The organism is Clostridium prolinivorans (assembly GCF_004011155.1).
Classification (GTDB): Bacteria; Bacillota; Clostridia; order Clostridiales; family Clostridiaceae; genus Clostridium_AT; species Clostridium_AT prolinivorans.
On the sequence record NZ_RJWG01000001.1, the window covers coordinates 499141 to 513499 of the forward strand.

General features: G+C 24.4%; 14 protein-coding genes and 1 tRNA gene. 1 reads left to right on the forward strand and 14 read right to left on the reverse strand.

The window, feature by feature from the left end; translation table 11 throughout:
- The 8 genes from mreD to EGD97_RS02485 form a co-directional block, all read right to left on the reverse strand.
- Window positions 1-498 carry a rod shape-determining protein MreD gene (gene mreD, locus EGD97_RS02450; protein ID WP_078681451.1) on the reverse strand — a complete coding sequence of 166 codons (498 nt, stop codon included), beginning with the start codon at window positions 496-498 and terminating at the stop codon, window positions 1-3.
- Window positions 499-509: 11 nt separating this feature from the next.
- On the reverse strand, window positions 510-1352 hold the full coding sequence (gene mreC, locus EGD97_RS02455) for a rod shape-determining protein MreC (protein WP_078681450.1): 843 nt from the start codon (window positions 1350-1352) through the stop codon (window positions 510-512).
- 3 nt (window positions 1353-1355) lie between these two features.
- A complete protein-coding gene (locus tag EGD97_RS02460; protein ID WP_078681449.1) occupies window positions 1356-2363 on the reverse strand; it encodes a rod shape-determining protein in 1008 nt (335 codons plus the stop codon).
- Between the two features lie 21 nt (window positions 2364-2384).
- Window positions 2385-3071: a RadC family protein gene (gene radC / locus EGD97_RS02465; protein WP_078681448.1), complete on the reverse strand. Its 687-nt coding sequence runs from the start codon at window positions 3069-3071 to the stop codon at window positions 2385-2387.
- A 25-nt stretch (window positions 3072-3096) separates the two neighbouring features.
- On the reverse strand, window positions 3097-3672 hold the full coding sequence (locus EGD97_RS02470) for a Maf-like protein (RefSeq protein ID WP_078681447.1): 576 nt from the start codon (window positions 3670-3672) through the stop codon (window positions 3097-3099).
- A gap of 19 nt (window positions 3673-3691) precedes the next feature.
- Complete coding sequence (locus tag EGD97_RS02475; RefSeq protein WP_078681446.1) at window positions 3692-3952, reverse strand: DUF4321 domain-containing protein; 261 nt, start codon at window positions 3950-3952, stop codon at window positions 3692-3694.
- A gap of 274 nt (window positions 3953-4226) precedes the next feature.
- Entirely contained in the window at window positions 4227-4946 is a 720-nt protein-coding gene (locus EGD97_RS02480) for a hypothetical protein (RefSeq protein ID WP_078681445.1), read from the reverse strand.
- Between the two features lie 264 nt (window positions 4947-5210).
- Window positions 5211-5717, reverse strand: coding sequence for a GNAT family N-acetyltransferase (locus EGD97_RS02485; RefSeq protein WP_078681444.1), 507 nt, complete (start codon window positions 5715-5717; stop codon window positions 5211-5213).
- 133 nt (window positions 5718-5850) lie between these two features.
- Here EGD97_RS02485 and EGD97_RS02490 point away from each other — a divergent pair, with 133 nt between their 5' ends.
- Complete coding sequence (locus tag EGD97_RS02490; protein WP_164850142.1) at window positions 5851-7245, forward strand: M17 family metallopeptidase; 1395 nt, start codon at window positions 5851-5853, stop codon at window positions 7243-7245.
- Between the two features lie 180 nt (window positions 7246-7425).
- Here the strand turns inward: EGD97_RS02490 and EGD97_RS02495 are convergent, their stop codons facing one another.
- The 6 genes from EGD97_RS02495 to polA form a co-directional block, all read right to left on the reverse strand.
- Window positions 7426-8583, reverse strand: coding sequence for a DUF4317 family protein (locus EGD97_RS02495; protein ID WP_127836416.1), 1158 nt, complete (start codon window positions 8581-8583; stop codon window positions 7426-7428).
- A 243-nt stretch (window positions 8584-8826) separates the two neighbouring features.
- Window positions 8827-9603, reverse strand: coding sequence for a L,D-transpeptidase (locus EGD97_RS02500; protein ID WP_127836417.1), 777 nt, complete (start codon window positions 9601-9603; stop codon window positions 8827-8829).
- 292 nt (window positions 9604-9895) lie between these two features.
- Window positions 9896-9978, reverse strand: a tRNA-Leu gene (locus EGD97_RS02505).
- Window positions 9979-10226: 248 nt separating this feature from the next.
- Window positions 10227-10790 (reverse strand): lytic transglycosylase domain-containing protein, encoded by a 564-nt coding sequence (locus EGD97_RS02510; protein ID WP_078681440.1) that lies wholly within the window; start codon window positions 10788-10790, stop codon window positions 10227-10229.
- A gap of 12 nt (window positions 10791-10802) precedes the next feature.
- On the reverse strand, window positions 10803-11396 hold the full coding sequence (gene coaE, locus EGD97_RS02515) for a dephospho-CoA kinase (RefSeq protein WP_078681439.1): 594 nt from the start codon (window positions 11394-11396) through the stop codon (window positions 10803-10805).
- Window positions 11397-11477: 81 nt separating this feature from the next.
- Complete coding sequence (gene polA, locus EGD97_RS02520) at window positions 11478-14108, reverse strand: DNA polymerase I (protein ID WP_078681438.1); 2631 nt, start codon at window positions 14106-14108, stop codon at window positions 11478-11480.
- Between the last annotated feature and the right edge of the window lie 251 nt (window positions 14109-14359).

Below are 14359 nucleotides of genomic sequence, written 5' to 3' on the forward strand. Positions count from 1 at the left end.
TTAATCATAAAAGCTCCAATTTTTTTTCATATACTCTTTTTGACATAATTTATATACCCATTTATACATAAATATAGAAACAACCATAGAATATAAACTATTATAAAAAATATTATCAATTGATATATTTACTTTTAGTACATATAAAATCAAAAATACAAGTATTCCTTTTGCTAATGTAAGAAAAAAAGAAGATATAATAGGTACAAGACTTTTTTCTTTAAATATAGTTACTCCAATATATCCAGCTACAAAACATATAATCATATTGGTAAAAGCATTTACTCCAAAACCATTGAAAAAATATAAATCTTGTAAAATACCTGAAAAAACGCCTATCCATATACCTTGATAGCTGCCATTTATTATTGAATAAAATATAACAAATAACAATAGAAGACTCGGATAACATCCTTTTATAGCAAAAAAAGGTACTATCGTATTATCCATGATAAAAAATAATAAACATAAAAAAGTTAACACAAAAATCTTTTTCATACTTTCACACCTTAGTATTTAATATCTCTTATTTCTTTAGGCATTACTATTAAAAGTTCTTCTAATTTATTAAAATCTACATATGGTTTTATTATAGCATTTTTCATTATTTTACCTTTATCTTCTTCTATATCAATAACTTCTCCAATCCTTATTCCTTTAGGATAAAAGTTCCCATATCCTGAAGTTAAGACAATATCTCCTTTTTTTATTTGAGAATCTTGTGGCAAATAATATAATTTAGCAAGAAGAGTATTTTCTGAATCAGTATACCCTTTTACAATCCCAGTCTCATTGGTGCTTTCAACTATACCGCTTACAGCTATATTTTCATTAGAAATAGAATTAACTAAAGACCAGTTTGAAGCAGTTTTTGTAACTTGACCTACTAAACCTCTTGATGTTATTACTACCATACCCTTTTTTATATTATCTTTAGTTCCTTTATCTATTATAAATCCATCTAAAAAATTACCTCCACTTTTACCAATTATATTGCATCCTATATAACTATATTCAGAGCGTTGATCTACAAAATTTAATGCCTCTCTTAATCTTTGATTTTCTTTTAAAAGAGAATTATATTCTAAAAGTTTTCTTTCAAGTTCATTATTTTTTTCTCTAAGCTCTTCATTTTCTTTTTTAATAGACGATAATTTAAAAATAGACCCTACTGTTTCTTTTATAGAATTTCCTACCTTATAGATACTTCCTTGTATTAAATTAATAGCACTACCTATACCATTTTCCACTGCAGTTACATTTTCTCTCTTGACGCTTAGCCCAATCAATATTAAAAAGCTAACTGACAGTATAATTATAATTACTGTCAGTTTATTCTTTAAAAGTTTCATATATTATCTTTTTCTACTTACCTTATCAATATGATCTAGGGCTTTTCCAGCACCTAAGCCAACACAGTCAAGAGGTGATTCTGCTATGTGTACAGGCATATGTGTTTCATTATTTATAAGCTTATCTAATCCTTTTAATAGTGCTCCTCCTCCAGCTAACATAATTCCTTTGTCCATAATATCTGCTGCAAGTTCTGGCGGAGTTTTCTCTAAAGTAGTTTTAATTGCATCTATAATAGCTGAAACTGGTTCTTTTAAAGCCTCTCTTACTTCTCCATCAGTAATATCTATAATTTTAGGAAGTCCTGATATTAAATCTCTACCTTTTATTTGCATAGTACTTTCACTTTCTTGAGGATATGCTGATCCTAATTCTATTTTAACAGCTTCAGCCGTTCTTTCTCCAATAGCTAAATTATATTCTTTTTTTATATAATTTATTATTGATTGATCTAATTCATCTCCAGCTACTCTTAATGATTTACTTGTTACTATTCCTCCAAGTGATATTACAGCTACTTCTGTTGTTCCTCCTCCAATGTCAACTATCATACTTCCAGTAGGTTCATTAACAGGTAAATTTGCACCAATAGCAGCTGCCATTGGCTCTTCCATTAATAATACTTCACGAGCCCCTGCTTGTTTTGTAGCTTCATCTATAGCTCTTTTTTCAACTTCTGTTACTCCTGAAGGAAAACATACAACTATTCTAGGACTAGTGAATGCACTTTTAGGACTGACCTTTTCAATAAATTTTTTTAACATTGTTTGAGTAACATCAAAATCTGCAATAACTCCATCTTTTAAAGGTCTTATAGCCTTTATATTTCCCGGAGTTCTTCCTATCATCTGTTTTGCTTCAAGTCCTACAGCTAAAACTTTTTTAGTGTCACAATTTATAGCTACAACAGAAGGTTCTCTAAGAACTATTCCCTTACCTTTAACATAAATAAGAGTATTAGCTGTTCCTAAGTCTATACCCATATCTTTAGATATTCCAAAAAATCCCATAAACGTGTATCTCCTTTCAAATTACAATATACCTTTTTCTTTTAAACTTACGTAAATTCCATCTCCAATTATTATATGATCTAAAAGCTCTATTCCAAGCAACTTTCCACAATCTTTAATTCTATTAGTGAGATTTATATCTTCCCTGCTTGGAGAAGGATCACCAGAAGGATGATTATGACATATAATAATTGAAGCACTACTTTTTTTTATTGCTTCACAAAATACTTCTCTAGGGTGAACAATAGAAGAATTAAGACTCCCTATAGATATATCTTTTACCTTTATGACTATATTTTTTGTATTTAACATTATAACTTTTAAATGTTCCTGCTTTAAATATCTCATTTCATTCATAATATATTCAGCTGCATCTTTAGGCTCAGATATTTTATACTGTTCACCTGAATAAAAGGATCTAAATCTTTTTAAAAGTTCTCCTAATGCCAAAAGTTGAGATGCTTTTGCCTTACCTATTCCTTTTAATGAGAGCAATTCTTCAGCTGAACAATTTAATATTCCATTTAGCCCACCTGTTTCTTTTAAAATTCTAGTACTTAAATTAATAATATTTTCACTAGAACTTCCAGTTCTAAGTATAATGGCTAAGAGCTCAGAATTTGATAGCACTTGTGCTCCATACATTAATAATTTTTCTCTAGGTCTTTCAGTTTCTGGTAAATCCATAATTTTAAGCCTATCTTCCATAATAAAAATATTCTCCTTTTATATATTATAGATTTACCCCCATCTCCAAAAGCATATTATAAAGACAATTTAAAGGAAGTCCTACAACATTATAATAGCAACCATGAATTTTTTCAACAAAAATACTTGCTTTCCCTTGAATACCATAACCACCAGCTTTATCTACCCATTCTAAGCTATCTAAATATTTATTAATTTCATAATCTGAAATATTAGAAAAAAATACATCTGTACAAACAGCTTCGCATTTAATAGTGGATAAAGCTTTATTTATAATAGTTATTCCAGAACAAACTTGATGCATATTACCACTTAAACTTTTTAACATACTGTAAGCTTCTTCCTTATCTTTGGGCTTCCCAAAAATTTTACTTTTATAATAAACAACAGTATCACATGCTATAATTATACTATCTTCTTTAAGATTTTCACTAACCTTTATGGCTTTACCTAAAGATATATCTTTTACATATTCTTTACAATCACCATTATATATAACAGTTTTTTCATCAAAATCACTATTTATAACTGAAAAATCTTTAATAATTTTTTCTAAAAGTTCTTTCCTTCTTGGGGAAGAAGAAGCTAGAACAATATTCACTATATCACTTCCTAAAATTCTAATTATTTCTATATAATATTATTGACAATATTATGCCAAGTATAGACATTAAATTTATATTAAAATTTATGCCTAATGAAATAGTTAATATTTTTAAATCTAATGATAAAGGTTTAGAAGTTCCTATTGAATATATATTTTTTAAAAAATATAATTTTTCAAATCTACTTCCTAGTAAATCCCCCAAAAGACTTCCGCTTATAGCACCTAAAAATATTATAAATGCTAAAAACCCCTTACTTTTATCTAGCCCCCTCATTTATATATCCCTTCCTTATGTTTATATACATTAAATAAACTTATATTTTAATAGTTTTTTAAATATGTACAAACATATTATTTTACATAAAATAAACTATAAACTATATGAAAATTATATAAAAAATATAATTTTCATATAGTTTATAGTTTAACATTTAATAAAAATATACACAAGTATTTAAAGTATTATTTAATAATTATTTAGAATTTTATAATATTTATACTGTTTTTTTAAAATTTTCTAAAACACTTAAATTATTAATAACTTGTTTTTATTTACCATTTAACTTTTTCAAAGTATTATAAATAAATACATAATATTCAGAAACTTTATCCTTGCCTAGTTCATTAGGCATTCCATTTATGTTTGTTTTTATTTCATTTAATATAGTAAAATTTTTACTTTTATTATCAACTTTTTTAGTATTTTCTTCACACCATGCTTTTAAATCATTTGTTTTTATAGATTTAGTATCTTTATTAGAAACTTCATTAAGTATATTTATTTCAGCATTTAAAAGTTCTGCAATAACTTCATCACAAGCATCATTTTTAATTAAGTTTATTTCAAAATTAATCTTAGAATTGTCAATGTTATTTTCATTTAAAATTTTTATAATATTTAAAGCTTTTTCTTCACTATATATACCTAATATAACTCTCGTACCTTTTTCTTCAGTAACAGTAAAAGGTATTCCATAATTACTTAATATATTTTTAGATTGTTGTATATTTTCACTTTGAGAAAATAATCCTCCTTGAATCCCTATAAATTTCAAAGAATTTTTTTCTTCTTTTTCTGTAATAGCATTAGATACATTTGTTGAATTATCTATTTTAAATATTTTTTCATTCAATGACGAATTTTTAAAAATGATTTTAGAAATTAATGTTCCTATTATTAATGCAAAAATCAATGTTGAAATTAATGTTATACCAAAAATAAAATTATTATTTTTTTTTCTTTTTATATCATATCTTGTGTATTTCATTATTATACCTCCGCTTTATTACTTATATAACTTTTATATATTAATAATACTTATAAAAATATTATTTTATGATAAAAATAAATAAAAAATTTATTTTACAGTTAAAGGTATAATAAATAAAATATACTTAATAATATACTTAATTATGATTTTATTTTTAGTAAAAAACTTAAAAATTAAAATAGCTACAAATAAAGTGTCTCATTAAAATTACTAATACTTAAATAAAAACACTATTATTCAAAGCTATTTTTTATGAAATTTTTATGTTTTTAAAATAAACATATCAAAATCATTACCATTTATATTAAAATATCCTTTTGAAATTCTTGAAATTTCAAATCCATTTTTATTCCAAAACTTAAGAGCTTTTATATCCTTTTCACAAGCAACTGTATAAAAACTATAAATTCCAAAACTATTTAAAAAATAATTTTTTATAGAATCAATTATTTTACTTCCAATTCCATTACCTCTGTATTTTTCATCTATAATAAAATTCCAAATCCAAACTTCATTTAAATTTTTAAATTCTATTCTTCCTTTAATAATTCCAATTAAATTGTCATCATTTGTTATTTTTAAAAAGAATTCATTTTCACTAACATAATATTCTAAAAATCTTTCATACAATTCATTAAAATCAATTGGTTTTGTGTTGTTTAAATAACTTAAGTTTTGATTATTAATCCAATCTTTTATATATAATATATCTTGACGTTCAATATTTGAAATAACCATATTATCCATGTTTATATTTATATCAAACATAAATTCACCTCTTAAATTTTATATTCTACATAAAATTTTAAATTCCTCTAACATTGATTTTTTTATGAAAAATAATATTATTTTTCATAAAAATTTTATGAAAATATGTTATTATTTAAATGGAGGTGCAATTATGATTGGCATAAATAACATTAAATTATATTCAAATCTTTTAGTTTTTAAATTTAAAAATTATAACTTAGAATACCCTGATGAAATAAAGGAAATATTGAATTTTTCTACTATTTGTGGAGAATTTAAGGAATTCGAAATGCTAAACACATTAGGGAAAACATCTTATAAAAAAATTTTCATTATAGGACTTGGTTCAACTGAAGAATTTAATTCAATAAGACTTTTAAAATCTCTAGGATATGCTATTAAAAATATCAAAAATTTAATTGAAGAATTAGATATTTTGGATAATTTAAATGAAGACTTTGGTTATATAATAGGACAAAGCATTGAATTAGCTTTATATAAATTTAAGGGCATAAAAAAAATTGAAGATAAAATTAAATTACAAAAGATAAATATTATATCTCAATATAAAGATTCTATTAATAAAGGTCTTATAGTAGGAAATTCAGTAAACTATGTACGTCAACTTGTAAATTTACCTTCAAATTATATAACACCAAAATATATAGCACAACAAGCTGAAAATATAGCTAAAGAAGAAAATTTAGATGTAAAGATAATTGATAAATACATGCTTGAACAAATGGGTATGAATTCAATACTTTATGTAGGTAAAGGTAGTGTACAAAGTCCAAGACTTATTATACTTCAATATTTTGGGGATATTAACAATAAAGAAATTACTGCTATTGTAGGTAAAGGCGTTACTTTTGATAGTGGAGGAATATCTTTAAAGCCTGGAAAAGGTATGGAAAATATGATATCTGATATGGCTGGGGCAGCATCTGTTTTAGGTATTATGAAAGCTATAGGAAAGTTAAAACCTAAAAAAAATATCATTGCATTAGCACCTGTTGTTGAAAATATGCCTTCAGGTAATGCATATAAACCTGGAGATGTAATAACTACATATAGTTCAAAAACAGTAGAAATAATATCTACAGACGCTGAAGGAAGATTAATACTTTGTGATGCTATTTCTTATGCTAAAGAATTAGGTGCATCAAATATTATAGACATTGCTACATTAACAGGTTCTTGTGCTAATTTTCTAGGAGAAATTAATATAGGACTTTTAAGTAATTCTGATGAACTTGCAGAAAAAATAATTTCCTGTGGAAAAGAAGTTGGAGAAAATTTTTGGCGACTTCCTAATAATCCAGAATATCTAGATCAGCTAAAAACTGATAGCGCAGATTTAAAAAATACTGGAACTTCTTGTGGTGCAATAGTTGCAGGTCTTTTCCTTCAAAGTTTTGCCGAAGATGTTAATTTTGCTCATTTGGATATTGCAGGATGTTCAAATTTATCTACTGGATCAGATTTTTTGGAAAATGGAGCAACAGGAATTCCTACAAGAACTTTAATAGAATATTTAACTAAATAAAATATTTTTATTTATAAAATGTTTTATAAAACTATAACATTATTGTGATTAAAGTGAACTTTATATAATTCTAAGTTAAAAGTCATGCCTAAAAAAGTGTTTACTAATTTATGCATGACTTTTGAATTTATTTAAAATAACTTATACATTTACTAAAACTACATTTATAGCAAAATATATTTATATATTATCTTCTGTTGCAAGTTTAAAACCTTCAACCAACACATCATCATTAAGTTCAATAAGAAGACATCTCTCTCCATTTGTTCCTTTTACTTGTTTTATACTACTTAAATTTTTAGGATTTACACTTATTGATATATCTTCGTTCCACACTTTTAATGATTTTGATTTAAAATTAGGAACTATATTCTTAGCAGAAAATTTATAATCTTTCCCACAACTTTCGTCAAAAACTTTATCTAAAACTTCAACATCTTTAGCTCCAATATCTTTCAAAATATTTTTAATGTCATTTAACCCTATATTAATTTCTTCATCTTCATCAGAAAAATTTTCTATATCAGTTATCCTTGAATATATATCTTCAATAACTTCTGTTTTTATACTTTCACCAACTACAGTTTTTACTATATCTATAAAACAATTTTTTTCTTCCTCTGCAGTTAATTTCATGCTACAATTTAGAACATTTTCTATAAATTTATAATTTAATTCTTTTGGCTTAGAATTATAAAATAAAATTTTATTTATATCAGAATATCCATTGTCAAATGAAGGAAACATAAATCCCTCAATAGGATTATTAAAGTTTATAACAGTATCTAATATATTGCTTGCTTTAAACTCTTTTTCTTCAAAATTAAAAACTACAGTTTTTTTAAAAGGTTCAACTTTATTAATACTTTCCATAATAAAAGGAAGAGACTGAACTATATCATCTTCTCCATCTATTTCAGTTTTATTTTTATTATTGCTAGGTTTCCAATATTCTCCTTTTACAAAAGTAATAACTATATCTGAATCGTATATATAGTTTTTTAAAATTTTATCTATAATTTTATTTGCATATTCTATGTAAAAATTTTTATCTTGACTTTTTAACATATTATTTAAAATCAATTGTGTTTCATTAGGGTTATCTTTAAATTCTAGCTCAAATAATTTTGTATCTAAATTCCCTCCAAGTATCTTTTTAAAGTTATTAAAATAAAAATCTTGCATTTCACTATCTAGCATTTGAAAATGATTTAAATTATTATAAATTATTGCTCCATTATCTTTTTTTAAATATACCGAATAAATTTCGTTAATATTTAATATAGCACTATCTGCCTTAAGCTCTTTCTTCATTCTATTTAATTCTTTTTTATTCATTAGTATTCCCCCATATTAAAAGCTTGTCTAATTAATTATTATACAATGATTAACCTACAATAAGCTGTAAATTAATTCCCACTATACAATTTATAGAGTTCCTAAATTTCTATTATATCTATATATAATGGTCAACATTTAATAAAAAGACTTTTGGTAAGCTAATCATACAATAATTTTAAAATTAATTAATATATTTATTTACTTTTTATTTATAAATTTTTTAGAAATTTATAAATTACGTTAATAAGCATAAGGAATATAAACTTTAGTTCCCTTAGGAATATTGTAATAAATCCAACGTGCATCAGGTATTCCCAATCTAATACAACCATGAGATGAAGGCTGTCCTAAATTAGGATTTGTAACTTTATGATTTTTATCCATAGGAACTGTATGAAATAAATAATTACCATAAAATTGTGTATAAGTTTCAGCACCTTCTTTATATTTTTCATTAAAAAACCATTTGCCTTTTGATTTAACTGTATATTGTCCTGTTACTGTTGGATGTTTTGATAATCCTCCAGAACATATAAACGATTTAGTTAATTTCCATTTATTCTTGCTACCTTGAAATATATATGTAGTTTGAGGTCTTGATTTTAAATCCACATATATTAAATACTTAGTGCTAGAAGACAAATTCTTATTATTAACTATTTGTTCAGGTGTATTTTTCGAAACATCAGATTTTTTTATAGTTGTTGCATTATTTTTCTTTACTACTTTTTCAGTCTGTTTTTGCTCCTCTGTTTTTAAATTTTGCTTAAGTTTAGTTTCTGATTCTTGTTCATCCTCTAATTCTTTTTTTATGTTATCTTCTTCTATTTTGGGATTTTCTTTTTCTTCTTGCTGTTCTTTTGCTAGTGATTTATCATTTAATTTATTAGCATCTGAGCTTTGTTTAATCTCTGTATTTAAATTAGCTGTTGCTATATTGTTAATAGACTTAGTATCACAATTTGTCAATAACATTGCAGCAGCAATTAAAAATAATATTTTTATTTTTTTGTACATATTGTTACTAATCTCTCCTTTAGTTATTAAATAAAAAAAGTTATATTATAGTGATATTAACAATAATTTTAATAAATATATTTACATTTATTTTATATATTTACACTTTTCTTACAGAATACCTATACTTTTCTTAATACCTACAAAATTTACATTAACATAAATTTATAATTTCATCAATATATGTAAATAAAAAAAGTTCATACGTTTAGTTAAAAATAACTAAAAATCGTATGAACTACTTTAACATTAGAAGCTAAAAAAGTCCCTAAAATATAAAATATTAATAAAATGGTGCGAGAGACGGGACTTGAACCCGTACGGTCTCCCACACGCCCCTCAAACGTGCGCGTCTGCCGATTCCGCCACTCTCGCATATTTTGCTAGATTTATGCACGTGTATTTTAATAACTCTCGAACATGTTGACTATATCTTTTACACGTATAATTATATACAGTTTCCAATGCTTTTGCAAGTATTTTTTAAAATTATAAGAGAGATTTTTTATATCTCTCTTATCTAAATAGACTTAAGTATTTGTTTATTATAATTAAAAAACTGTAATAATTTGTATTAAATACTTTTACTATATTAGAAAAAATATTAATATTATACTGAACTTTTATCCTTTTTCCAAAGATTTATATAAAAATTTATATATATTATAATTTACCTTAACCTTCTTTATGTATTCATCTGTTTCTTTAAATGGTATATAATAAAGATTTTTACCATCTTTAGAATGGTCACTGCTTGAAAGCCACTTTTGCACATTACCTCTTCCACCATTATAGGCTGCTAAAACTAAATTTATGTCTCCATTAAATTCTTTTTTTAGATTATCTATATACCAACATCCCATTTTTATATTAAATTCTGGATCTAAAAGCATATTTTCTTCATAATCCTGTATACCCATTTCTTTTGCAGCCCATTGTGCAGTTGAAGGTGTAATTTGCATTAATCCATACGCATCTTTATTAGATTTTGCATCTGGTTTAAAATTGCTTTCAGTTTTAATTACTGCAGCTACCAAATAAGGACTTAAAGAATATTCTTTAGAATATTTTATTATGTGGTTGGCAAACTTTAATGGGAAAAAAAGTTTAGCTAAATAATATAAATTTATAAAAATAAGAATAACTATTAACGCACTAAAAGAACGCATAATAACTTTGAACTTCATTTCTTATACCCTCTATGTCAAAATTTTTTTTAATACTTCTTCAACCTGTTCTTTTGTGTGTATTAAGGTTTTTGTATTATCTATAATAAAATCTACATAATTTTTCTTTTTATCTAAAGGCATTTGCATTTTTATTCTATCTTTTATGAGATCTTCACTTAATAAATCTCTATATTTCACTCGTTTTATCTGTGTATTTTCATCTACCCATACCAATATATTATAATCCATATATTTATGCAAACCCACTTCAATTAAAGTTGGAGCATCAACTATACATAGTTTAGCCCCTTTTTTATTATATTGTTCAATTTGATCAAATATTTCTTTTTTAATATAAGGTAATGTTATATCTTCTAACTTTTGCTTAAGAGATTGCTCTTTAAAAACATAATTCCCTAATTCTCTTCTTTTTAAATTCCCTTTTTCATCAAAAAATTTTTCTCCAAATTGAATTTTTATATTATAAAGTGTTTCTGGATACTTAAAAAGTATATCTCTGGCAATTATATCTGCATCTATTATAGGATACCCATATCCTTTTAAAATATTAGATACAGTACTTTTCCCACTTCCTATGCCTCCAGTCAATCCAATCTTAATCATATTATCACCACAATTTTAATTAAAATTAATATTTAAATGATTAAATTTGTTTAAATAACTAACAAAATATTAATATATTAATTATTTAGCTTCATACCAATTTTTACCTATATTTATATCTACCTCTAAAGGAACTTTTAGTTCTAAAACTTTTTCCATTTCATTTTTTACTATATTTTTAACTTTTTCTAATTCATCTTTATATACATTAATTATAAGTTCATCATGAACCTGAAGTATTAATGTACTCTTTAAGTGCTGCTTTTTTAGTTCATTATAAACATTAACCATCGCAAGCTTTATAATATCTGCAGCACTACCCTGTATAGGAGTATTCATTGCTAATCTTTCGCCTAAAGCTCTAACTACTTTATTAGAAGATTTTATTTCAGGTATATATCGTCTTCTATTTAAAATAGTAGTAACAAAAGATTTTTCTTTTGCTAAATTAATTATATCTTCCATATATTTTTTTACATTAGGATATCTTTCAAAATAGGTATCTATATAAGTTTTAGCTTCTTTTTTAGTTATTTTAAGATCTTTAGCCAAACTAAATTCACCTATTCCATACACAATACCAAAATTTACAGCTTTGGCTCTACTTCTCATAATTGGAGTAACTTCTTCTATCGGAACTTTAAATACTTCAGAAGCAGTTTTAGTATGTATATCATTATGATTAATAAACGCATCTATAAGATTTTCATCATTAGCTATATGAGCAAGTACTCTTAATTCTATTTGAGAATAATCTGCTGATAATATTAAACACTCATCATTATTTGGAACAAATACCTTTCTTATCTCTTTCCCAAGTTCATATTTTATAGGTATATTTTGTAAATTAGGTTCAGTACTAGATAATCTACCTGTTGTTGTTACTGTTTGATTAAAACTTGAATGTATTTTTCCATCTTCGTCTATAACATTTTTTAATCCTTCTACATATGTAGAATATAATTTTGTAAGCTGTCTATAATATACTATTTTATCTATTATAGGATGCTTATCAGATAATTCTTCCAATACTTCAGCATTTGTTGAATACCCAGTTTTTGTTTTTTTGATAACAGGAAGATCTAATTTTTCAAATAAAATTTTACCAAGCTGCTTTGGCGAATTTATATTAAATTCTTCTCCTGCTAAATCATATATCTCTTTTTGAACTAAATTTATTTCATTTTTAAACTTTTCTCCAAGTTCATCAAGTATTGCACTTTCAACTTTAAATCCTTCAGCTTCCATAGAAGCTAATATTTCAGTTAATGGTTGTTCAACTTCATAAAGAAGTTTTTCCATATTATACTCTGTTATCTTAGAAGAAAGTATTTCTTTTAATTCTTCAAGATACGATGTCATTTTTATTTTAAGCTCATCACCATTTTCTTTAATATCTGTTTTTAAATATTCTTGTATAAGAGTTAAAAGTTCATATTCCCCTTTTGATGAATCAATTAAGTAAGCTGCTATTTTCACATCAAAAATAAAGCCTTTTATATTTATTCCTAATTTATTAAATGATATATATGAAATTTTATTATCATAACTAATTTTGTGTATATCTTCATTTTCAAATATCATCTTTAAAAAATATATTGTATTTTTTTCATCTATTTGAAGAAGTTTATTTATCATTATTATATAATTTTTATTTTGAGATTTCATATATATTTTATCTATTTCCATTTTTGAATATATATTAGGATTTAAAATATCAATAGTAAAATATATATTTTCTTTTATATATTCAATTATACTTTTTAACTTTTCTATACTATCTATGTATTCAAACTCTATTTTATTTTTATCATATAAATCTAAATCTTTCATTTCATAATTTCCCTTTGGAAGTTTATCAATTAAAGATTTAAATTGAAGCTTGAAAAACATTTTCTTAATTCCTTCAATATCAAAATTATCTTTTGATTTAATTGAATCTAAGTTTATCTCAATTGGGACATTTGTCATTATAGTTGCAAGTTTTTTACTAAAAATTGCTTGTTCACTATATTCCATTAAATTTTGTCTTATTTTATTCCCGCTAATATTATCTATATTTTCTAAAACATTTTCTATACTTTTATATTGTGAAATAAGCTTAAAAGCAGTTTTTTCACCAATACCAGGTACTCCTGGTATGTTATCAGAAGCATCTCCCATAAGGCCTTTAACATCTATATACTCTTTTGGAGTTACTCCAAATTCTTGTATCATTCTATTTTTGTCATATATTTCTTTTTCACTCATGCCTTTTTTGGTAATTACTACTTTTATATTATCTGTTGCAAGTTGAAGAGCATCTCTATCTCCAGTTACTATATAAACTTCTATTCCTTTACTTTCAGCAAATACAGCTAAAGTACCTATTAAATCATCTGCCTCAAATCCGTCTATTTCAAAAATATCTATAGCTAAAAGATTAAGTAATTCTTTAAGAACAGGAAATTGTTCATTAAGTTCCTCTGGCATCTTCTTTCTTCCAGCCTTATAATCTTTAAAATTTTCATGCCTAAATGTAGGTGCTTTTCTATCAAAAGTACAAACTATATAATCTGGCTTTATTTCTTCTTTCATCTTAAATAACATATTCATAAATCCATAAAGAGCATTTGTATGCAGTCCCTCACTATTTGTAAGCATTGGAAGAGCGTAAAATGCTCTATTCATTAAACTATTTCCATCTAAAATTAGTAATTTTTCTTTTGTCACAATAATCCTCTCCCAAATTTTTATTATAAACATAAAGTCATTTGTTTATAATAATTTATATATTATAAAGTGAATAATACTTTATATTATAATAAAAATAATTTTCTAAATATAATATTATTTAATATAAAACATAAAAACTAAATATAAATATAGTAATATATTTACTCTTTATAAAAATTTTGTCTTACATCTTAAATAAATTTTATCTTACATCCAACATTTTACCATTAAATTAACTATAAACAAAG

Excerpts from the sequence above, each read along its gene's own strand:
- mreD (WP_078681451.1), bottom strand. The coding sequence starts at position 498 with ATGAAAAAGATTTTTGTGTTAACTTTTTTATGTTTATTATTTTTTATC.
- mreC (WP_078681450.1), bottom strand. The coding sequence starts at position 1,352 with ATGAAACTTTTAAAGAATAAACTGACAGTAATTATAATTATACTGTCA.
- EGD97_RS02460 (WP_078681449.1), bottom strand. The coding sequence starts at position 2,363 with ATGGGATTTTTTGGAATATCTAAAGATATGGGTATAGACTTAGGAACA.
- radC (WP_078681448.1), bottom strand. The coding sequence starts at position 3,071 with ATGGAAGATAGGCTTAAAATTATGGATTTACCAGAAACTGAAAGACCT.
- EGD97_RS02475 (WP_078681446.1), bottom strand. The coding sequence starts at position 3,952 with ATGAGGGGGCTAGATAAAAGTAAGGGGTTTTTAGCATTTATAATATTT.
- EGD97_RS02480 (WP_078681445.1), bottom strand. The coding sequence starts at position 4,946 with ATGAAATACACAAGATATGATATAAAAAGAAAAAAAAATAATAATTTT.
- EGD97_RS02485 (WP_078681444.1), bottom strand. The coding sequence starts at position 5,717 with ATGTTTGATATAAATATAAACATGGATAATATGGTTATTTCAAATATT.
- EGD97_RS02490 (WP_164850142.1), top strand. The coding sequence starts at position 5,851 with ATGATTGGCATAAATAACATTAAATTATATTCAAATCTTTTAGTTTTT.
- EGD97_RS02495 (WP_127836416.1), bottom strand. The coding sequence starts at position 8,583 with ATGAATAAAAAAGAATTAAATAGAATGAAGAAAGAGCTTAAGGCAGAT.
- EGD97_RS02500 (WP_127836417.1), bottom strand. The coding sequence starts at position 9,603 with ATGTACAAAAAAATAAAAATATTATTTTTAATTGCTGCTGCAATGTTA.
- EGD97_RS02510 (WP_078681440.1), bottom strand. The coding sequence starts at position 10,790 with ATGAAGTTCAAAGTTATTATGCGTTCTTTTAGTGCGTTAATAGTTATT.
- coaE (WP_078681439.1), bottom strand. The coding sequence starts at position 11,396 with ATGATTAAGATTGGATTGACTGGAGGCATAGGAAGTGGGAAAAGTACT.